Origin of the sequence: uncultured Ruegeria sp. (genome assembly GCF_947497005.1) — a bacterium.
Classification (GTDB): Bacteria; Pseudomonadota; Alphaproteobacteria; order Rhodobacterales; family Rhodobacteraceae; genus Ruegeria.
Genome location: NZ_CANMFF010000004.1, coordinates 70,083 through 91,251, shown reverse-complemented (window position 1 = coordinate 91,251; position 21,169 = coordinate 70,083). Strand labels below are relative to the sequence as shown.

The window sequence follows — 21,169 nt, the reverse complement described above, 5'->3', positions numbered from 1 at the left end:
TCCTTTCTGCCTGTAGCACCCGCACGTCACATCACGTGCATGTGCATTCGCATTGCCAAATTGCCCAACACCCAGATTGTGCCAAGGATCATGATCAACAGAACCATGGTGGAGAAAAGAACCAGATGCAGATCTTCGCGGCTGCTGCGTCGACGATCAATATGCAGAAAGTAAACGAGCTGCAAAACAAGCTGCGCCAGCCCAAGCAACCCGATTGTCAGGTAAACACCGGGCGTTTCGATCCCGAACAGATAAGCCACAGCAAACGTCGTCAGAGTCAGCAAAAGCGAACCACCGTATCCGATCACATAGCGGCGACGCTCGCGACGGTGCATTTCAGAGCGCTTATCCATAGGTCAGACCTCCGAAATAGACGATGGTGATGATCCCGATCCAGATCAGGTCGAGAAAATGCCAAAACAGTGCCAGCCGCACCACGCGTGAGATCACAACATCCGTCATCCCCTTCACGCGCAGTTGGATACCCAGAACGATCAACCACAGGCATCCGGCTGCGACGTGCAAACCATGCAGCGGGACCAGCCCAAAGAATGCCGACAAGAATCCACTGCGTTGCGGGATGCCGCCTTTTTCCGCCATCGCCATGAAGTCACGCACTTCAAGCACCAGAAAGCTGATCCCCAGTACAAGAGTGACGCCAAACCACAAGACAATGCGGCCGCGCGGCAGATTGTATTTCAGCGCCAGCATGGCAAGGCCGACCGTCAGGCTGCTGGTCAGAAGGATAAGTGTCTGTGCAAAGATGCTTTTCAGATCAAACAGCTCGTGCGGGCCAGGCCCCCCCGCTTGTGCATCGATCATCGTGATATAGATCGCGAACATCAGGCCGAAATAGACCAGATCGCTCATCAAAAAGACCCAGAAGCCGAATGTGACAACTTCGGCGGCCTTGTCCGCACTGGCGTGGCGTTCCCCCAGATTGATTCCGGGGTAACTGTGGGTCGGCGCGCGCTTCATGTGAACGCCTCCAAGTCAGGGCGGGCGAGGCCGCGATTTTCCGGTGACGTTTCGAAATCGCGATCCACAGCCGTTTCGCTGTGAACCAGTGCCAGCCAGGCTTCGTGATCCTTACGCACTTCCTCCGCCGGTATGGTAAGCTCAGTGCTGTCGTCGAAGGTCCAGACAATCACCGCCAGGATCATCAGAACGGTCATCACTGCAGCCAGCCACCAGATCCACCAGACAAGCGCGAACATCCAGACACCGCTCAATACACATAGGGCAAAGCCGATGCCGGTATTGCGCGGCAATTCAATATCTTCATAAGCGTCAGGCGTTGGATAGGCCGCCCCCTTTTCCTTTGCTTCTGCAAATTCATCCCGATCTGTAACCTGCGGGATAATCGCAAAGTTATAGGGCGGCGGCGGCGACGGGATCGACCATTCCAATGTACGCCCATCCCATGGATCCCCTACTGGAACGCGGCTTTGATCGCGGTCACGGATGCTAACCCACAGTTGGATCAGAACCGAGAACAAGGCGCAGGTAATCACCAGCGCTCCGATGATGGCCACTATCATGAACGGACGGAAGGATGGGTCATCATAGCTGAAGGAACGGCGCGGCATCCCCATGAGCCCGACGAAATAGAGTGGCATGAAGGTCAGCAGAAACCCTCCGGTCCAGAGGCATACAGAAACACGGCCCCAGAACTCGCTCAGGCGGAAGCCGAAAGCCTTGGGGAACCAATAGTTATAAGCCGCCAACAACCCAAAGAGCACGCCTGGCAACAGAACGTTGTGAAAATGTGCCACTAGAAAAAGCGTGTTGTGAACCTGATAATCCACGGTCGGATTGGCCAGGATCACACCGCTAAGCCCGCCGATCACAAACAGCATCAAGAAAGACAATCCATAGAGCATCGGCACCGAGAACCGGATGCGCCCCCGCCACAGGGTCGCCATCCAGTCATAGACCTTCACACCGGTCGGGATGGCAATCAACATCGTCGCGATGCCAAACACAGCGTTGATCAGTGCGCTCTGACCCATGGTGAAGAAGTGGTGCAGCCAGACCGTAAACGACAATACCGCAATCGACATCGTGGCTATGACAAGCGAGTTGTAACCGTAAAGACGTTTGGCCGAAAAGGTTGCGAACACCTCGGAATAGATACCGTAGGCAGGCAGAACCAACAGATAAACCTCGGGGTGACCGAACAGCCAGAACAGATTGGCATAATTCATCATGTTGCCGCCAAGGTCGTTGGTGAAGAAGTGGAAATCCAGATAGCGATCGGCTGCCAGCATAAGTGCAGCAACGCCTAACGGCGGCATGGCAAAGACGATCAGGATCGAACTGCAGATGATCGTCCAGCAATACATGGGCAGCCGCATGAACGTCATGCCCGGCGCACGCAACTTGTAAATTGTCACAGCGAAATTGATGCCGGTGAGCGTGGTTCCAATGCCTGAAACAACGATGGCCCAGATCCAGTAATCCGGCCCAACGCCCGGATTGAACGCGGCACCGGTATAAGGCGGATAGGCCGTCCAACCACCGGTCGAAAACCGCCCCACCACCAGCGACACCATCAGCATCATGCCAGCGGACACGGTCAGGCCCAGGCTGATCTGGTTCAGCCGGGGAAAGGCCACATCCCGTGCCCCGATCATCAGGGGCACAACATAGTTTGCGATACCAAAGACAAAGGGCACCGCCACGAAGAATATCATGATCGTGCCATGGGTGCTGAACAGCTCGGCGAAGTGTTCCGCCTCAAGGAAGCCATCGCCCGGTCCGGCGGCCTGCTGCGCACGCATCACAACGCCTTCCAACACGCCGCGCGCCAGCATCACGATCGCAAAGACGACATACATGATGCCGATCTTTTTGTGATCGACACTCGTCAACCAATCGCGCCATAACGGCGTCCACAAGCGGAACCAACTCAGCAAGCCGACCACGACAACAACGCCTACTATGACGACAGCAGCCGCGGTGTTGGCAACGATCTCATTTGCATTGGGGTTCTGGATCAGCCCTGTAATCGGCAATGCATCCAAATTGAGGCGACCGAAAAACCCTGTAGCGGAAGTCGTCATTTCTGCGCCTCCTGCCCGAAGGATGCCGTTCCCGGCTGTTGATCAACAGGCAGTGCTTCGCCGCCGTGATAGCGGTGCAGAATATCGCGAAAAAAATCTTCTTCCATCGTGAAGTACAGCGCATCATCCGGCATCTTCGCTGTGCCCAGCGCGGCTTGAACCTCATCCCTGTCTGTCCGCATAGCGAGGGTCTGATAGGTTGCCGGGTCCAGTTGAATGCCATTTTCACGCACTTTGTCGACCCATGCGTCGAATTCATCATTGTGCATGGCAACGGTACGGAACTTCTGTTTGGTAAATCCCCGCCCGTTGTATTGTGTATTTTCGCCCTGCATGACTTCCGGCACGTCAGCGACCAGATGCAGTTGGGTTGTCATACCGGGCATCGCATAAATCTGACCAGCCAAGGCAGGGATCATGAAAGATTGCATCACAGTATCGGTGGTCAGCGTCATCGCTACTTGTTGTTTGGTGGGAATACCGAACTCGCCCACGCTGGCAATGCCAAGATCGGGATAGATGAACAGCCATTTCCAATCCAGCCCAACCACCTGTACTTGCAAGGCGGGATCTTCGCCAAATGCCGCCGTATACGGATCAAGACGATGAGTCGTCTTCCAAAGGTAGAACGACAGAAGGGCCACAATCAAAACCGGCACACCCCACATGAGGAATTCCAGCTTTGCAGAGAAATCCCAATTCGGCTGATAAGCTGCACCACTGTTTTTGCGCCGACGATAACGGAACGCGATCAGAGGCACCAATATCAGAACAGGGATAACAGCCGCCATGATTAATGCAGTTGCCCGCAACAGATGGGTTTTCTGGATCGCGGCGATTGGCCCCTGGGGGTCCATGAAACTGTCGCTGGCCGCAACTGTCTGCGCCGTCGCCAACAACAGGATCAAAGCGACCATTAGCAGGGAAGTAGGGTTGGACGTTTTGACCTTTGCCATAACTGACTGTCCTCTCCTCATCTAATTCCCATCTGACTATCGGCAAGTGTGTGAATTTTCTCAAGAGTTTTTCCAAACCACAGATTGCTACGGCCAATCTTTTCTCAACTTCGAGTATAAGAAGTTCAAGGATGGGCAGTATCTTCCCGTTGACTCGCGATTCAAGTCGGGACAGACAAAACACTGATGCGTATATTGCTTATCTCCATCGGGTTAACCCTGATGTCGCAGGCCGCGCTGGCACAGGATCGCGTTGCCGTCGAACGCCAGTTCCAGTCATGGTTGCAGGAAACGATCTGGCCACGGGCAAAAGCCAAAGGCGTATCACCAGAAACGATGCAACAGGCGTTTTCCGGCGTCACCCTGAACTGGAAACTTCCGGATCTGGTGCCGCCTGGCAGCAAACGCAAAACTCCCAAAGCGCAGAAACAGGCCGAGTTTGGCTCACCCGGTCGGTATTTCAATTCGGGGTCGGTTCAAGGCGCAACGTCAGTTGGGCGCAAAATGGAACGGCGTCACTCCGTGTCTCTTGCGGCGGTTGAGGCTGAAACCGGCGTTCCCGCCCGCATTATCCTGGCGATCTGGGGAAGAGAAAGCGGGTACGGGCAAGTTCCTATCCGCCATAACGCGTTCAGGGTGCTGTCGACCAAGGCCTTTATGAGCACGCGTACAGATTATTTTACTGGCGAACTTATTGCCGCGCTGCAAATTGCCGAAGCAGGGCACCAACCGACCCGGCAAATGAAAAGCAGTTGGGCCGGTGCGTTGGGTCAACCGCAATTCATGCCTTCCAACTATCTGACGTATGCTGCAGACGGCAACGGCGACGGGAAGGCCGATATCTGGGGGTCACCTGAAGACACGATTGCTTCAATCGGTAACTACCTCATGCAACATGGCTGGGTTGCCGCACGGGACTGGGGATTCGAGGTTTCGGTGCCCGAAAGCGTGTCATGCGCTTTGGAAGGTCCCGATCAGGGACAATCCATTCAGGACTGGGTTGGGATTGGAGTGCGCCGGGTTTCGGGCAAACCCTTTCCGGCGCATGAACTGCGTGGTGAAGGGTACCTGATGATGCCTGCAGGGCGGCACGGTCCGGGTTTTCTGGTTACACCTAATTTTTATGTTCTCAAGGAATATAACAAAAGCGATCTTTATGCCCTGTTCGTCGGTCATGTCGGTGACCGAATTCAGTACGGCATTGGCAATTTTAGTGGGTCCTGGGGAAAAGTTGGCGGACTGTATCGATCTGACATCGCTACGATGCAGCAGGCTTTGCAAGACAAGGGGCACGATGTCGGTGGCGTCGACGGGCTGCCAGGTTTCAAAACACGCCGCTCGATAGGTCGCTGGCAAGAGGCCTCGGGGGTCGCACCGACCTGTTTTCCAGACGCGTCGATGAAAACAATCTTAGTTCCATGATACGAACCAGAGCGAGCTGTCGACTCTGGCACTCTACCCGCATGTCGATCCCTTGCACAAAAAATCAAGCGTTTGCAGCACCTATTCCCGGGATTACCCGCCAATTGTTGCTTATTCGAAAACAGAAAGTGAAGACGCAAATCGAAAACCCGGACGAGTTTGCGAGACCCGGCGACAGCCCTTTTTCCGGGATCATTACACTGTCCGAGAGCGTCCTTTGCCGCCATCTGCTCATCAGGGCAATGCTATCTAACAGCACCGGGCTTACGAAGCGTCGTACGGTCAGCATCTGTTCAAACCCAATAACCACATACAAAATAACGCGATACGTGAATCTGAAGCACTGTTGGATCACTCTCGGGAAAGCGAAAGTCCGGATAACATTGCAAGCTGGGCACAGCAGATGAACTTTCCGTGTTAGATAGGACTTGATCCCTGCCCTTCTGCAGGGTGCAATCCGCCGAAAAACCAAGCACCTGTTGCACAAGTTTCGTATACATATCGCATCAGACGTGGCTTTTGACTCCTTCCTGGCAAGGTGGCACGATTTGACTGATAGCCGCCTGACCCACCAGGCATCATTGATTGACAGGGTATTGCAGCCTATGAGGACACTCCGGACATTTCCTGCTCTTCTGGCAAAATAAATAAACTGAGAGGCACCATGACACGCAAAGTCACCAAAGCGATTTTTCCAGTAGCGGGCATGGGAACGCGATTTTTGCCAGCGACCAAATCCGTTCCGAAAGAAATCATGACACTGGTGGATCGTCCACTGGTCCAATACGCAATCGACGAAGCCCGTGCAGCCGGGATCAAGGAGTTCATTTTCGTAACATCGCGCGGAAAGTCCGCGCTTGAAGATTATTTCGATCACAACCTTGTGCTGGAGCAGGAGCTGAAGGCCAAGGGCAAGACCAAGCTTCTGGATATCCTGAACAAGACTAATATGGAAAGCGGCGCGATTGCCTATATCCGTCAGCACAAAGCTTTGGGTCTGGGACACGCTGTTTGGTGCGCCCGACGGTTGATAGGCGATGAACCTTTTGCCGTCATGCTGCCTGACGATGTCATCGCCGCCGACAAGCCTTGTTTGCAACAAATGATCGAAGCATACGAGGAAACCGGTGGAAACATGGTAGCAGCCATGGAAGTTCCGACAGAAAAGACAAGTTCATATGGCGTGCTTGATGTCGGCGACAACATCGGCTCTGTCGTCCCGACCAGAGGGATGGTTGAAAAACCCGAACCATCGGAAGCGCCATCCAATCTGGCCGTCATTGGGCGTTACGTGCTGCGGCCTTCTGTTTTGAGCAATCTCAATGCGAAGAAAACCGGAAGCGGTGGTGAAATCCAACTGACCGACGCCATCGCAGCGGATATCGCGGCCGGAGTGCCGGCCTTCGGCTATAAATTCAATGGCCAGCGCTTTGATTGCGGTTCAAAATCAGGCTTTCTGCAAGCCACCGTTGCCTTCGCGCTTGCCCGCGAAGATCTTCGTGATGATCTGAGCCAGTATCTGAACGACATTGTCGCCACGGGAAAAGCTGCTCAGTAGGCAAAGATTGTTTTCCTTGACTACAAATAAGGCAATATCGTCAGTCACCAGCAGTTCGAAGGCACGTGCATGACCAATACAGTCTACCCAGTCATTCTTTGCGGTGGATCGGGAACACGTTTGTGGCCCCTGTCACGCAAAAGCTATCCCAAACAATTCGTTTCCCTGGTCGGCGAAGCAAGCCTGTTGCAAACTTGCGCAGAACGGATGATGGGACCTTCTGGCGCGCCTTACGAAAAGCCACTGATTCTGACCAACGAGGCCTTTCGTTTTATTGTCCCGGAACAATTGACAGCAGTCGGGATCGACCCGGGTCCAATTCTGATTGAGCCCGAAGGGCGCAACACCGCCCCCGCTGTTCTTGCGGCAGCTTTGTTTCTGGCGGCACGCGACCCGGATGCCATCATGCTAGTGGCACCCTCGGATCATGTGATTCCGGACAATGTAGCCTTTCATCGTGCGGTCGCCGAAGGTGCACGGGCAATCAATGAACGAAACGATCTGGTAACGTTTGGTATTACGCCTACACACCCGGAAACCGGATACGGCTATCTTAAACTCCGCCATGTGCCGGATTCGACGCAAGCGGCTGTCCCATTGGACCGGTTCGTCGAAAAGCCTGATCTGGAATCGGCCAAGGCAATGTTGTCGGATGGCAGTTACCTTTGGAACTCGGGAATCTTCCTGTTTGCAGTACGCGACATCGTAGCAGCATTTGAACAGCACGCGCGCGATCTGATCGCGCCTGTCCAAAATGCCGTGGCAGAGGCAAAAGCCGATTTGGGTTTCCTGCGATTGGATCCTGCTGCCTGGTCTGGCGTGGATGACATTTCAATTGACTACGCGGTCATGGAAAAAGCCTCGAATCTCAGCGTAGTTCCTTATTCGGCTGGCTGGTCTGACGTCGGCAGCTGGACAGCGGTTCAAGAGCTGTCGAACCCTGATGAAGACAATGTTGCGACATGCGGAGAAGTGACTGCAATCGATTGCCGCAACGCATTGATACGATCCGAGTCACCGGCTCAGGAAGTAGTGGCAATGGGTCTTGAAAACGTAATCGCCATTGCGATGCCCGACGCGGTTCTGATCGCCAGTATGGGCAAGGCCCAGGATGTGAAGAAAGCCGTCACTGCGCTGAAGGCCAAAGGGGCCAAACAGGCAGAATCACTGCCGGTGGATCATCGTCCTTGGGGTTGGTTCGAAAGCCTAGTGATTGGCGACAGGTTTCAGGTCAAACGCATCCATGTTCACCCCGGAGCATCTCTCAGCCTGCAGTCTCACCATCATCGGTCCGAACATTGGATTGTGGTTGAAGGAACAGCCAAGGTCACTATCGACGATCACGAGCGATTGGTGACCGAAAACCAATCCGTCTATATCCCGCTGGGCGCCACTCACCGGATGGAGAACCCTGGGAAGGTACCCATGGTACTGATTGAGGTCCAAACCGGGACCTATCTGGGCGAAGACGACATCATTCGATACGAAGACATTTACGCCCGGGATTAATTTCGGACATTGCTGTCCGCGCCCCAAGGCAACGGCAGAATTCAGACTGAGGATCATAGATTAGCAAAACATTTCCTGGGCGGTCGGCCCGGTCAGACAGGATTGACGCGCTTCACGGCAGGGTAGCGCGCAACCGAAGCATCGGACCGACAGCCACAGGAGGACCCTCGTGTCACAAACATCAACCCGATTGAACCTGCCCTTTCTACAACCCTCGCAGGCGCAAAAACATGTCACCCACAACGAAGCCCTCAGACAGCTTGATCTGATCGTTCAACTGGCAGTTCGATCAACAGACGCAACCACCCCACCGGTTGTTCCCGAACAGGGCGAAATTCATGCACTTGGTGCTGCTCCTACCGGGGACTGGACAGGGCACGCCTGGGAACTGGCGGCATGGTTGGACAATGCCTGGCATTTTATGACCCCGGATATTGGTTGGCGCGCCTGGGATGTTACGACCGGAGTTCTGAAATTCTGGAACGGCACTACATGGGCGCCGCTGCCGGTCAGCACTCAGAACCTAGAGGGGGTCGGAGTGGCGACAACTTCTGACAGCACGAACCGCTTGTCCGTTCGCAGCCCAGCCACTTTGCTGAACCACGAAGGCGGCGGTCATCAATTGAAAATCAACAAAGCCAGCGCGAGCGATACCGCGTCGCTATTGTTTCAATCGAACTGGACCGGTCACGCCGAAATGGGGTTGTCTGGCAATACGGGATTTTCCATCAAGGTGTCGCCCGATGGTGGTAACTGGACCGAGGCACTGGCCTTCGATCCCGCGACAGGTGCAGCGACAGGTGCAGCTGTTCAGGCAGATTCAAATGACACGACCCCAGGCCGCCTGATGCGTGCCGATTATGGCTACGGGCCGGGTAACCTATTGGGGGCAGTGGCAGAAACCGCGGGCATACCGACCGGAGCGGTCATCGAACGTGGTAGTAATGCCAATGGTGACTATGTGCGGTTTGCCGACGGCACCCAAATCTGTACAGCCACACTGGCCGCGGTTGCCTGCACAACAACTGAAGGTGCCCTTTTCACAAGCGGTTCAACGACCTGGGATTTTCCAGCACAGTTTTCCGCGCCCCCAAACGTCAACGGCAGCGGAGGTGCAGCAACCCGCTTTACAGGGTTTGACACGCCTTCATCTTCCCAATCCACCTTCAAAGTCCTGTCGGCAATCTCGGACTCAGCGACATTTTCGCCAAACGTAACAGCCATAGGGCGCTGGTTCTGAATGTAAGAGCCGCCTGATCCCCGGTTCGGGCGGCAATACCGATCACCGGCCCTGATTGATGTGACCTATCCACCGGGTGTTGAACGAATGCCCGGGACGTTTGAGATCCTGCATCTCGCATCAGCTGCCAAAAACGATCGGAAAATGGTACGCCCTGACCTGCGATTCCGTTTACCAAAGCCGTCTTGATCACCTCTGTGAAAGAATTATACCGCCTGCGCTCCTATTGCCTCAAAATCAGCAAGAATCTATGGGATGCATCACACGACCCCTGTCAGCCATTGAAACAGGCGTCAGTTTCTTTGATTGTGCCCGCGCCGCCCGTGGTAATTGGTAAGAAGGATTTTAGCAGATGCGCATTGCAATGATTGGCACCGGTTATGTGGGCCTTGTATCCGGCGTATGTTTCTCGGACTTCGGTCATGACGTGATTTGCGTCGACAAGGCCGAGCAGAAGATAGACATGCTTAAGGCCGGCGAGGTGCCGATCTATGAACCGAGCCTGGACGTGCTAATGGCGAAAAACGTTGCTGCCGGGCGCCTGAGTTTCACAACCGATTTGGCGGCGGCCGTAGATGGTGCCGACGCGGTCTTCATTGCTGTCGGAACCCCCACCCGACGCGGCGACGGCCACGCCGACCTGACTTACGTGATGGCAGCAGCGGAAGAGATCGCACAGGCTGTTACCGGATACACGGTGATTATCACCAAATCGACGGTACCCGTGGGAACCAATAGAAATGTCCAGGAAGTCGTTGCTGCAGCCAACCCCAAAGCGGAATTTGACGTGGCTTCGAACCCGGAATTTCTGCGCGAAGGCGCGGCAATCGATGACTTCATGCGCCCGGACCGCGTGGTTGTTGGTGTAGAAAACGACCGCGCCGCCGAAGTGATGGCGGAAATTTACCGCCCGCTCTATCTGCGTGACTTCCCGATCCTGACCACCGATCTGGAAAGCGCCGAGATGATCAAATACGCCGCAAACGCGTTTCTGGCGACCAAGATCACCTTTATCAATGAAATTGCGGGCCTGTGCGAAAAGGTCGGCGCGGATGTCAAAGAAGTGTCTCGTGGCATCGGCCTGGACGGGCGGATCGGCAACAAGTTCCTGCATGCCGGGCCCGGCTATGGCGGCTCTTGTTTTCCTAAGGACACGGCCGCGCTTGCCCGGATCGGGCAGGATCATGCGCATCCGATGCAGATCACCGAAACCGTCATTCGCGTGAATGACGAAATCAAAAAGCGGATGATCGAGAAAATCCGCGAAGCTTGCGACGACCGATTCAATGGCAAGACCGTGGCGGTTCTGGGCGTCACATTCAAACCCAACACAGACGACATGCGCGACGCGCCATCACTGTCCATCGTTCCTGCTCTGATCGGCGGAGGGGCCAAAGTGCGCGTCGTCGATCCGCAGGGTAAATCGGAGGGCGACGCCCTTTTGCCGGGTGTCGAATGGTGTGACGATCCTTATGTGGCCGTACAGGGCGCTGATGTTGTGGTTTTGCTGACGGAATGGAATGAGTTTCGCGCTTTGAACCTGACCGAACTTGCCGGTTCCATGAACACGGCCCGAATGGTTGACCTGCGCAATATCTACTCAAAAACACAGGCCCTGAAATCCGGCTTTGACACCTATGTAGGCGTTGGACGCTAAAGACGTCAGTGCCGTACCCTTTCCAGCCCGCCTGATGGATCAAACACGCTTGCCGGGCCCGCTTGGACCCGGCGTGCCCCTGCTGCCGTTGACTACTCGGCGGCCCAGATCTTGCGGCGCTTTACCATTTCGTTGCCGTCTTCCGTGCCGTCGTGGAACGTGTTGAACCACTCGTCCCAAGGGGTTTCCCACGTACCGTAATTGCAGTCGAAGAAACGGTGATGGAGCTGGTGAAAGAAGTCCCCGACTTGAAATCTGGCCTTTTTCCCAAATTTCACATGTTCGAAACCGGCATGAGAAACCGGCGCGCCGATGCCGTGGTGAAACAGCAGGAAAATGGCGTGGATCGGGTGCGACGGTAGCAGGAAAAAGATCATCGTATCGAACATCAAAAAGAAGCTCTCGATCGGATGCATCGCCAATCCGGACCACGGGCCGGTGTTGATGTTTCGGTGATGCCATGCATGCACTCTGGTATACAGAACGCCCATGTGCAGCAGCCGATGCAGCCAGTAGAAATGGAACCCTGCCCAGATCGGCACAAAGACGATGACTGCCACGAACCAGATCGGGTTGCTATCTAATGTAATCATCGTGATCCAGCCATTGGCATAAGAATAGAGGATCAGACATTCCCAGAAGGTCCAGAAGGTCAGCGCCGGACCGAGGGTCCAGAACATGTTGTCCCAGACCTGGTTCTTGAAAGTGAATACCTTGGCGCCCTTCATCATCGGGCGCATGTCATAGCGGTATTCGTCCTGTTGCGTTCGGAACTTCCACAAGGCCAGATGCAAACCACCGGCGACCACCATCAGGATGCAGAAGTTATGGAACCAAATCTCGGCCACCCAGTCCCAGCTGAATGTTTCAATCCGCGACAGCGAAGGCGTCAGATACGTCCAGGTGAAGATTGCAAAAACCAGCAACAGGGCGCGCAGCGCAAGCGGGTTCCAGCTTTGCAACAGGTACCTCAACGTGGCCAAGGGTTTCATCGGCCAATCCCAATAAGGCGAAGTTTGAATCGGCAGCTGGGGCGTATAATTCCAGATCTTTCGCTTGGCGCGTGGCGGCAGGGCAGGGTGTGACATGGCAAGGCTCATTCCATCTGTTCACTGATCCCGAACCTACGGCAGAGGGGCAGTTTCTCAGACCATTTTGTCTTGCCGGTGAGGCTAAGTTTTGCTTAGCCTGTGGGATGAGCACCCGAGTCCCCTCCCTCAACTGGCTGCGCGTTTTCGAGGCCGCAGCCCGAACCGAAAGCTTCGCCCGCGCGGCCACGCAGCTGAACATGACACCGGCCGCAGTCAGTCAGCAGGTCAAAGCCCTGGAAACCCGATTAGGTACTCCATTGTTCCGTCGTCACGCACATGCTGTAACATTGACCGAAACAGGGCGCGCCTATCTGCCTTCGGTGCAGCAATCACTGCTCATGCTCGAAACCGCAACCAACGGCCTGTTCGGGGAAACCCGCGAGCAACGGCTTTACGTACAATCAGTTCTTCTCTTCGCACACGGAATCCTGGCCGGAGGCGTTCCGACATTTCAGGCGGCACATCCCAAAATCAACCTGTCACTCTCCACGGGCAACGTTATTTCGGATTTCACCAATCGGTTTACAGACCTGCAGATCGTATTTGGAAACCCCGCACTGTTTGAGGCAGAAAGCGATGAACTGATGCGCGAACTTCTTTATCCCGTCGCTCCCCCTGAAATCGCCTCACAGATCGGGTCACCACAGGACCTGTTTCAATTCACGTTGATCGAAGTTTCGACTCATCGTGCAAGCTGGCCGCATTGGTTCGAACACCAGCGGCTGTCAGGGGGACAGGCGCAATATTTTTTTGCTGATAACTCAGTGATGGCGGCAGAGCTCTGCGCCAGCGGCGGCGGCATTGCATTAGCGCGCGCCCCGGCGTCAGATCGAATTATGAAGCTGTCTGGTTTGATCCCCTGCCTGCCTGAAACCTCCTGCCCGGGTCAAGAGGCGTATCATCTGGTCTATCCTTCACGCACGGCCCTGCGCCCGGCGGCACGCACGTTTCGTGACTGGCTGATAAACTACAGCGCTGCGGTCCAGACACGGTAACGTCCCTGCCCTGTGACCTCTCGTACCAGACCACGCCGAGCGAAAAGGTCGAAATTGCGCTGAACCGCCGCGCGCGAGGCTTTGGTCAGATCTTCCGCCAAAGGGGCCGAAACCATCGGCCAAGCTGTCAGAGCGTCGATCAGACGCGGTGGGGTGCGCCCGCTCAGATCCTGCGTGGCGCCCTTTGCCTTGGCGTCCCAGGCACTGATCCGGTCCAGATGCAACAAGCCTGCAAGCGCTGCCTGACCGGCTCCGCTTATCCACGCGCTCAGTTTCTCGGTCGGCACCCCAGTTCCGCGCAAGGCACCGGGCCCGGACAACGCAAGCGGCATGAACAGTGCACCACCACGCCCCATTGACGCCGCATGCCGCGCCGCAATGACTGCCGCCTCGGTATCTTGTCCGATGCCTTGCGAAACCGCCCGCCAAGCATGAAATGCAATCGCCGACTGAGTCACAGGGTGCAACCCTTCTGCGTTCTGCATGACCTCTGCAAGGTCGACGATGGCCTCAGGAGCGGCGGCGGATCCCTGCGCCAGCCGATCAAGAAAAGCAGTCAGACCGCTTTCCCATCCACCCGCTGCGGGCGCCGCGCCCGAACTCAGGCGGCGTACGGCCCACCCCGCCCGAAACAAGGCCTGTACGTCGTCATGGGTCGCGCCAATACGCAAACCAGTCCATAAGGCCAGGCGATCCACGCTGATCCGGTCACCCGTCCACCACCCCAGATCGGATGTTTCCATCAATGCCAGACGGTGCGTCCACCCCTCGGGGCCTGACCGCAGACGTTCATCCAGCGCGCCAAAAGTCAGGGCCAGATCAGCAAGTTCGGCGGAAAGCTCGGACTGCGCCGCCCGCCAATCGCGCGGGTCGAATAGCAGACGCTGTTCAGGGCGCGGCCCAGGCAGAAAGAAATCTTCTGAAGAATCGTCTTCATCAGGCGGCAAGAACCACAGATCATCCTCTTCGGACGGATCGCCGTCATAGATGCTGGCGGGTCCAAGATCTTCGGCCTCATCATCCGGAAGGGGCATGGGTTTCTTCGACGTCATACCCCGCATTCTTCGGGCATTCCTGTTGGTTCACAAGGGGTTTTCCGTCAGCCTGCGAAAGTGCGGGTCAAAACGTCCAGCTCGCCTTTCAGATCGGTCTGAGGAGAGCTGCCCAAAAGCATGTATCCAAAGCCGTCCCGTGCCCATGTCGCAGTTGCCAAACCACTCAGCACTGCCTGCTTGACCTCGGCACTCGGAGCATTCGGCCCTTGCCGGATCACGCAAAACGCAAATGGTTGACCCTGTTCATCGGCGAAAACAACCTGAATCAAAGGCTTGCCTTTGAACGACAGAACCTGTGCCCGCTTCAACTCCAGCCCCGGCAGGGATTCCAGTGTTTCGCGGTCCAATGACCTGCCAAGTTCGGCCTCAGCCATTGCAAACTGCTTGTCCAGCGAAGCCTCGGAACTGTCCAGCGAAGCGATCGTCTCGGGCACATAAAGCGACTGGTAGATCGCCGCTTGCTGCGCCCAGCCCAGTTCTGCCGGGCGTGTCGCCCAGAATGTAAGGGCAACCGCCGCGACCCCCACACTCGCGGCCACCGCGACAACGCGAAGAAACCTGCCATTGGTGTTTTGTGCCACAGGTTCCGACAAACCGAACTTCGGCGCTTCGGCTGGAAGTTTCTCAAAAACGTCCTGAATTATGGGCGCGAACGGGTCCAGCCCCATCAAGCGGCGTTCAAACTCGGCGTCATCCTCAACCGCAGCCTCGATGGCGCGGCTTTGAGCCTCGTCCAGTGTGCCTTCCAGATACGCCAACAGCGTCTCGTCGGAAAACGTCATTTGCCACTCCGTCGCGCGTTGTCTGCCGCATCAAGCTGCATCACGGTTTTCAGTTTCTGCCGGGCATTCGATAACCGACTCATGATCGTACCGATGGGAACTTCCAGCAAGGCGGCGGCTTCGCGGTAGCTGTACCCTTCAACGAACACAAGCATGACCGTTTCCCGCTGCGCTTCCGGCAGCTGCATCACTTGAGTAAACACTTCAGTCGCGAAAATATTCGTTTCTGAGTCCGACACCGTTGCAATAAGTTCCGCTTCCGGCGTCACAGACAGCGCCTGTGCCCTTCGGACCGAGCGGGAACGCACCTCATTCAGCCAGATTGACCGGCAGATCGTCATCAGCCAACTATCCAGACGATCATGCGACGTCACCTGATGGTGTCGCTCAAGCGCGCGCAGGCATGTTGCCTGCACCAGATCGTCCGCCACATCCGATGCGCCCGACAAAGCCAGAGCAAACCGCCAGACGCGTTTTGAATGCGCCTGAACCGCCCCTCGGACGGCCTGTTCGGAAGTCATCTCAGCACTCATCGAATAAATTGCGACCTGTGTGTGTTTGTCAGTAACGGACCGGGCCCGCTGGGTCAGGACTGACATAAACCGCGGAGGAAAGAAATGAAACTTCTGTTGAAGGCTGTCACGTTTGCGTCGGCAATTGTTGCAACACCCATACTGGCGGCTGGCTGGACCCTGGATGCCGACCGCTCGCATCTGGCTTATGGATCGATCAAGAAGGACACAGTTGGCGAGGTCAACAGTTTCACCAACCTCAGCGGGCACGTGACCCAGAATGGCAAGGCTGAAATTGAAATCGACCTGTCTTCGGTCGAGACCAATATCGATATTCGCAATGAACGGATGATCGAGTTTGTCTTTCGCAAAGCAGGCACCGCATCCCTGACCGCCAATTTCGATATGGCAGAGGTTTCGGAACTGGCTGTCGGCGAAACGACAACGGTAGATGCTGCATCTGTGTTGTCCCTGGCTGGCACGGATGTTCAGTTTGACGCAGAATTGTTTGTCGCGCGCCTGTCCGAGACTTCTGTCCTTGTATCAACTTACGACATGGTGTTTCTCAGCACGGCAGACGCTGGTGTAAACGCTGGCGTGGACAAGCTTATGGAACTGGCGAGCCTGCCTGGCATCACCCGCACGGTACCGATCACGGCCCGGCTGATCTTTCACACTGATCAAGAGCAGGCAGCAACGCCAACAGAAGCAACGGCCGTTGTCGCCGCAGCAGCGATCCAGGGTGACGCAAAGGCCGGCAAAAAGGTTTTTCGCAAATGCAGTGCCTGCCACAAACTGAAAGAAGGCAGCCATGGTGTCGGTCCGTCCTTGCACGGCATTGTCGGCGCAACGGCCGGTCAGGCGGATGGCTTTAAATTCTCAGCCGCTCTGCACGGCTCTGATATCATCTGGACACAAGAGACACTGAGCGCGTTTCTGGCGGATCCCAAAGGGTATCTTCCGGGCAATCGCATGCAATTTCGTGGCCTGAAAAAAGACGCGGATATCATTAACCTTCTGGCGTACTTGCAGGATGAAGGATGACGGCAAATTGGTAAACCTGCCAATCCGGAAATCTTGGGTATTGACGCCAATTCCCAGGAATAGTGGCAGCTAAGCCAAATAGTGATTGCCAACAGCTGGGCTCGGGAAAGGTTGGAAACCATTCCTGCGCCCGCCTCGATTCTCTCATTCCAGACCGTTGAGAGACCGAAAACAGACCAAACAATATCCGGCCAAGCCACCCGTTGGCGGACTCTTGCCGGATTTGACGTTTTCTATTTGGCCAGAAAAACCGCTCTCAGGGGAGCATTTTATTGGCCCTGACGCGCCACCGTTCTTGTCCGCTCACAATAAGAGGGGCAAATCGCGATTTCCACCGCAGATTCGAACTCTTGCCCGAACCCCGCCCAACCACTATCTAGCGGGCTTACAGCTCAGACAATCGGGATGGGCCGCTCTGCCGCAGCATAGCATCTGTCCTTTAGGCCCGATAAAAAATAGGTTATCTGAGCGTGCGCACAGTTTCACGATTTGGAGAACGCAATGATAAAGCGCGCCTGGAACAAGTGGCGATCAGGCTATATGGGCCGCCTTGTAGGTGAAAGCTTTTACGCACAAGGCGGGCTGTACGGTGTTGCAGTCCTTGCAATGATCGCTGTGGCCGTCACCACAGCCGGTTCTGCATACATGATGGAATACATTGTCGATGCCATGACCAGCCCCGAGTTGCAGGGCTGGGCGCATATCATTGCGCTTGGGGTCGTGCTCCTGTTTCTGGTCAAGGCGGTCGCATCCTATATTCAGGCCATCTACCTTGCCCGCGCAGGCAACCGGATCGTGGCAGAGCAGCAGGACCGGGTTTACCGTAAATTGCTCAGACACGGCGTCTCGTTCTTTTCGGCCAATGAATCGTCTGACCTTCTGATGCGCACCACTCACGGCGCCCAGGCTGCCCGAACTCTGATTGATGTGCTGGTCACCGGATTTGTGCGCGACACCCTGACCTTGGTCGGGCTGGTTGCAGTCATGGTATATCAGCAGCCCGTTCTGTCCGTGTTATTCTTTGTGGTAGGTCCGATCGCACTTTTGGGCGTGCGCTATCTGCTAAAGAGTGTTCGCACAATCATGCAGGCCGAATTCAAATCGCTGGCGGAAATCATTCGGGTGCTGCAGGAAACCTCGGCCGGGATCAAGGTCATCAAGGTCTTCTCTCTCGAGGATCGCATGATCAACCGCATGGACACAGCAATTCGGAAAGTCGAACAACGCTCGAACGACATTGCCAAACTACAGTCCATTGCCAGCCCTCTGATGGAGTTTCTGGCGGGCCTTGCCGTGGCAGGTGTGCTTGTCGTCAGTGCAATGGGGATCGCGGGGACTGAACAGCCAACCGCAGGCCAGCTGATGTCCTTTATCACCGCTTTGTTGATGGCTTACGAACCGGCCAAACGTCTGTCAAAAATGCGTGTTCAGATCGAAGCCTGCATGGTCGGTGTCGGCATGTTGTTTGGCCTGCTAGATCAAGACGACACGATGGTGGAAAGCCCCGAAGCCCATGACCTAATCGAAGGTCCCGGCCAAGTCACTCTGCGCGATGTAACCTTTGGCTATCAGGGCGCGGTGTCGGTTATCGAGAACATGAATGTCACGTTCGAGGCCGGTAAGACCACGGCGCTTGTCGGCCAGTCCGGCGGCGGCAAATCCACATTGTTTGGACTGATCATGCGATTCTACGATCCCGATCAGGGCAGCGTCGAGATTGATGGTCAGGACCTGCGCGAGGTAAGCTTTTCCTCACTGCGGAAAAAAATATCATATGTCGGTCAGGATACGTTCCTGTTCTCGACATCGATCATGGACAACCTGCGTTGCTCGGCCCCTGACGCGACCGAAGAAGACGTTATTTCCGCAGCCAAGGCGGCTCATGCGCATGAGTTCATCATGCAACTGCCAGAGGGTTACGAAACACAAGTCGGCGAAAACGGAACCTTCCTGTCAGGTGGTCAGAAACAGCGAATTGCAATTGCGCGCGCTATTCTGAGAAAAGCAGAAATCCTGCTTTTGGATGAGGCCACAAGTGCGTTGGACGCTGAATCGGAATCATTTGTCAAAAAAGCGCTGGATGCGCTGACCCAAAATGTGACCGTCGTTGTCATTGCACACCGCCTGTCGACAGTTCTGGAAGCGGACAAGATTATCGTGGTTCAGGATGGTTCAATCGCGGAACAGGGCAATCTGGACGAGTTGATGAAAAAGAACGGAAGCTTCCGCAACCTGTTCGATCAGCAATTCAAAAAACACGAACCCGCCGCTGAAGTCGCAGAGTAATCCGCGACTTCGCTACCATGCTTAACTCCTTTCCCGGACATATATTGTCCGGGCTTAAGGCAGATCATCCAGCAACATCGGGTACAGCAAGTTTCCCGCCTGCGGCCCAGCCCCAAGGTAATCGACCCATTGATCGGTGGATTCATTGTATCGCCGATACCGTTCGATCTTGTCATAAAGCCCGTTGACGATGGTCTGCTGTTCCGAGATCGGAAGACGCACCCAGTCATCCTCGGTAATGGCCATGATCTGAGATTTATACGGCAGATCTGACAAGTATTCATCCAGCGCCACAGCTTCCGCGAGGCTTGGATCCGACTGTCGTGACACCTGATCAGGTCTTCGGCTCATGTCAGCTGCTACGCCCAGAACCTGCGCAAAAAACTGATCCGGGTTCACCACGTTACGCTCAGCCTGATCAACGATGATCCGCAGCGCCTCTTCCAGGTTACTCAGATCCGCCTTTGAAATCAGCAACCGGATGGACAGCGGTTTCAGCCCGGTGCGATCAAAGTCCCGGTCCGCCACATAGGCCTCGAACAGATCCGGAGCACGCGCGCCTTCTGTTTTGCCCAGGTACGCCAGTTGCATAGTCCGGCTGGCGGTATTCAGACCGGAAAACCGGTTGTCACCCTCATCGCTAATGGCGTCTTCATCCAGAATCTCATCCCCTCCGCTACGACGGTAGGACGATGTATGCTGGGCCACGATCCCACCCAACTTGCGGGCCGTTTCCTTATAGACCTCGGGGTCGCCGTTCTCGATCGGGAAATACAAGGGCGCCGAGTTCGGAAAATCGGTCAATTGCTTGTAAGCGGATTCCGCCGAAGGGTGGTCTTTGGCCCCACGATCGGTGCGCAGATGCATCACGGCCATCGCACCGCCGATGCGTTCGCGAATAATTCGGTTCAGGCTTTGCGCGCTCAATCCGGTGGACGAGTACTGATCGTCAAACTCACGCGGGCCCGCATCCGTTACCAACACAATGAACCGCCCGCCAAAGCCGCTCCAATCCATGTCTTCCAACGCGTGTTCGATGCCGCGATAGCTGTCTTCACGGAAGTTCTTGCTGCTGGACTCTGCCTCCTGCATCTGATCGATGCCGCTCAGGAAGTTTTCGACATTCAGACCCTGTTGAAGATCCACAAATGTCCGGACGTCATAGCCAAGGCCAGGCGCGGCCTCGAGGCTGTCGCGATATCCGACAAGCCCGAAACTGACCGCATCTGCTGCCGCTGAACCAGCCGCCTCACGATACACTTCCTGCAGAGCATCGCGCGTGGCCCGGATATACGGTTCCATCGATATCGTAGTGTCCACAACAAAGACCACGGCGGTCTTCAGATCACCCGGAGATTGGTTGTCCGACGGTTTCGGTGTGTTCGGCGCATTGGCGCTGGCCACGGCAACCTGCAACAGATTGACGAAGGGGCCAATATCGAAAACCGCCTCTTCCGTTGACAGGATCGGCATGACGTAAAGGTTCTGCCGCTGATCAATCGTCTCGCGCGGCCCAAGCGCGATCACGGTTTCCGAAGGCTCCCCACCTTGTTCAGCCGCCATGGCTTCATCTCTGGCATCCTTGGCCAAACCGGCGGGGTTTTCGCTTTCAATGATGTCATAGATCGGATCAATGTCGTTAAAGAACAGGACCCGCCCGACATTGTCGCTGCCTTCCAACGTCGCCACAATATTCTGGTTCCAGGGGATGGCCGCGCCTTCAGGGATCCACATCAGGTTTTCACCTTGATCCCCGGCACCGATCTGCATCCAGTCGCCATCTCGCTCGTAGACGAAGAACACCTGCAATGGAGAAAGTGCCGATGCCGCGCTCTCATTATCGGGTTCAGACCGGGCTTCGATCCGTTCGCGGATCAGCACCCTTTGGTACAGGCTGGTTTTACCTTCTATCGGAAGCGGAGATTTGGTCTGCGCCAGCGCCGGTATAGCCAAAGCAGCCAGAATGGCAGTCAGGGATAGTATCCGTTTCAACATCT

Annotated in this window: 17 protein-coding genes; 8 read left to right on the top strand and 9 right to left on the bottom strand. The window is 55.6% G+C overall.

The genetic code is table 11. From position 1 onward, the window contains the following. Positions 1-26: 26 nt before the first annotated feature. The 4 genes from Q0816_RS07165 to Q0816_RS07150 are packed head-to-tail and all read right to left on the bottom strand — an operon-like array spanning position 27 to position 4,021. Entirely contained in the window at positions 27-353 is a 327-nt protein-coding gene (locus Q0816_RS07165; RefSeq protein WP_298849054.1) for a cytochrome C oxidase subunit IV family protein, read from the bottom strand. After that, the gene (locus Q0816_RS07160) at positions 346-978 is read right to left on the bottom strand and encodes a cytochrome c oxidase subunit 3 (RefSeq protein ID WP_298849052.1); all 633 of its coding nucleotides are present in this window, start codon (positions 976-978) and stop codon (positions 346-348) included. The genes Q0816_RS07165 and Q0816_RS07160 overlap by 8 nt, the downstream gene beginning before the upstream one ends. After that, positions 975-3,065, bottom strand: coding sequence for a cbb3-type cytochrome c oxidase subunit I (locus Q0816_RS07155; protein WP_298849050.1), 2,091 nt, complete (start codon positions 3,063-3,065; stop codon positions 975-977). Before Q0816_RS07155 ends, Q0816_RS07160 begins: the two co-directional genes overlap by 4 nt. Beyond that, the gene (locus Q0816_RS07150; RefSeq protein WP_298849048.1) at positions 3,062-4,021 is read right to left on the bottom strand and encodes a cytochrome ubiquinol oxidase subunit II; all 960 of its coding nucleotides are present in this window, start codon (positions 4,019-4,021) and stop codon (positions 3,062-3,064) included. Before Q0816_RS07150 ends, Q0816_RS07155 begins: the two co-directional genes overlap by 4 nt. Positions 4,022-4,207: 186 nt before the next feature. Here Q0816_RS07150 and Q0816_RS07145 point away from each other — a divergent pair, with 186 nt between their 5' ends. The 5 genes from Q0816_RS07145 (at position 4,208) to Q0816_RS07125 (ending at position 11,407) form a co-directional block, all read left to right on the top strand. Next, positions 4,208-5,443, top strand: a complete 1,236-nt coding sequence (locus tag Q0816_RS07145; RefSeq protein WP_298849046.1) for a lytic murein transglycosylase — start codon at positions 4,208-4,210, stop codon at positions 5,441-5,443. A 664-nt stretch (positions 5,444-6,107) separates the two neighbouring features. Further along, positions 6,108-7,001: a UTP--glucose-1-phosphate uridylyltransferase GalU gene (gene galU, locus Q0816_RS07140; protein ID WP_298849044.1), complete on the top strand. Its 894-nt coding sequence runs from the start codon at positions 6,108-6,110 to the stop codon at positions 6,999-7,001. Positions 7,002-7,070: 69 nt separating this feature from the next. Further along, positions 7,071-8,510 carry a mannose-1-phosphate guanylyltransferase/mannose-6-phosphate isomerase gene (locus Q0816_RS07135; RefSeq protein WP_298849042.1) on the top strand — a complete coding sequence of 480 codons (1,440 nt, stop codon included), beginning with the start codon at positions 7,071-7,073 and terminating at the stop codon, positions 8,508-8,510. Positions 8,511-8,679: 169 nt separating this feature from the next. Then, a complete protein-coding gene (locus Q0816_RS07130; protein WP_298849040.1) occupies positions 8,680-9,750 on the top strand; it encodes a DUF2793 domain-containing protein in 1,071 nt (356 codons plus the stop codon). 352 nt (positions 9,751-10,102) lie between these two features. Further along, on the top strand, positions 10,103-11,407 hold the full coding sequence (locus Q0816_RS07125) for a UDP-glucose/GDP-mannose dehydrogenase family protein (protein ID WP_298849039.1): 1,305 nt from the start codon (positions 10,103-10,105) through the stop codon (positions 11,405-11,407). A 92-nt stretch (positions 11,408-11,499) separates the two neighbouring features. Here the strand turns inward: Q0816_RS07125 and Q0816_RS07120 are convergent, their stop codons facing one another. Further along, positions 11,500-12,495: a sterol desaturase family protein gene (locus Q0816_RS07120; RefSeq protein ID WP_298849037.1), complete on the bottom strand. Its 996-nt coding sequence runs from the start codon at positions 12,493-12,495 to the stop codon at positions 11,500-11,502. A gap of 107 nt (positions 12,496-12,602) precedes the next feature. On the opposite strand from Q0816_RS07120, the gene Q0816_RS07115 reads away from it, so the two are divergent. After that, entirely contained in the window at positions 12,603-13,493 is an 891-nt protein-coding gene (locus tag Q0816_RS07115; protein WP_298849035.1) for a LysR substrate-binding domain-containing protein, read from the top strand. Here the strand turns inward: Q0816_RS07115 and Q0816_RS07110 are convergent. From Q0816_RS07110 to Q0816_RS07100, 3 genes are read right to left on the bottom strand one after another with little or no spacing between them, the layout of a single operon-like run. Further along, positions 13,466-14,545: a helix-turn-helix domain-containing protein gene (locus Q0816_RS07110; protein WP_298849034.1), complete on the bottom strand. Its 1,080-nt coding sequence runs from the start codon at positions 14,543-14,545 to the stop codon at positions 13,466-13,468. The two genes, Q0816_RS07115 and Q0816_RS07110, sit on opposite strands and share 28 nt — an antisense overlap. A gap of 47 nt (positions 14,546-14,592) precedes the next feature. Next, positions 14,593-15,330 carry a hypothetical protein gene (locus Q0816_RS07105; RefSeq protein WP_298849032.1) on the bottom strand — a complete coding sequence of 246 codons (738 nt, stop codon included), beginning with the start codon at positions 15,328-15,330 and terminating at the stop codon, positions 14,593-14,595. After that, positions 15,327-15,851, bottom strand: coding sequence for an RNA polymerase sigma factor (locus Q0816_RS07100; RefSeq protein WP_298849030.1), 525 nt, complete (start codon positions 15,849-15,851; stop codon positions 15,327-15,329). The genes Q0816_RS07105 and Q0816_RS07100 overlap by 4 nt, the downstream gene beginning before the upstream one ends. A gap of 96 nt (positions 15,852-15,947) precedes the next feature. Here Q0816_RS07100 and Q0816_RS07095 point away from each other — a divergent pair, with 96 nt between their 5' ends. Both Q0816_RS07095 and Q0816_RS07090 read left to right on the top strand, forming a co-directional pair. Next, entirely contained in the window at positions 15,948-16,886 is a 939-nt protein-coding gene (locus Q0816_RS07095; protein ID WP_298849028.1) for a cytochrome c family protein, read from the top strand. A 501-nt stretch (positions 16,887-17,387) separates the two neighbouring features. Further along, positions 17,388-19,172 (top strand): ABC transporter ATP-binding protein, encoded by a 1,785-nt coding sequence (locus Q0816_RS07090; RefSeq protein WP_298849026.1) that lies wholly within the window; start codon positions 17,388-17,390, stop codon positions 19,170-19,172. A 54-nt stretch (positions 19,173-19,226) separates the two neighbouring features. Here the strand turns inward: Q0816_RS07090 and Q0816_RS07085 are convergent, their stop codons facing one another. Then, on the bottom strand, positions 19,227-21,167 hold the full coding sequence (locus Q0816_RS07085; protein ID WP_298849024.1) for a vWA domain-containing protein: 1,941 nt from the start codon (positions 21,165-21,167) through the stop codon (positions 19,227-19,229). Positions 21,168-21,169 lie beyond the last annotated feature (2 nt).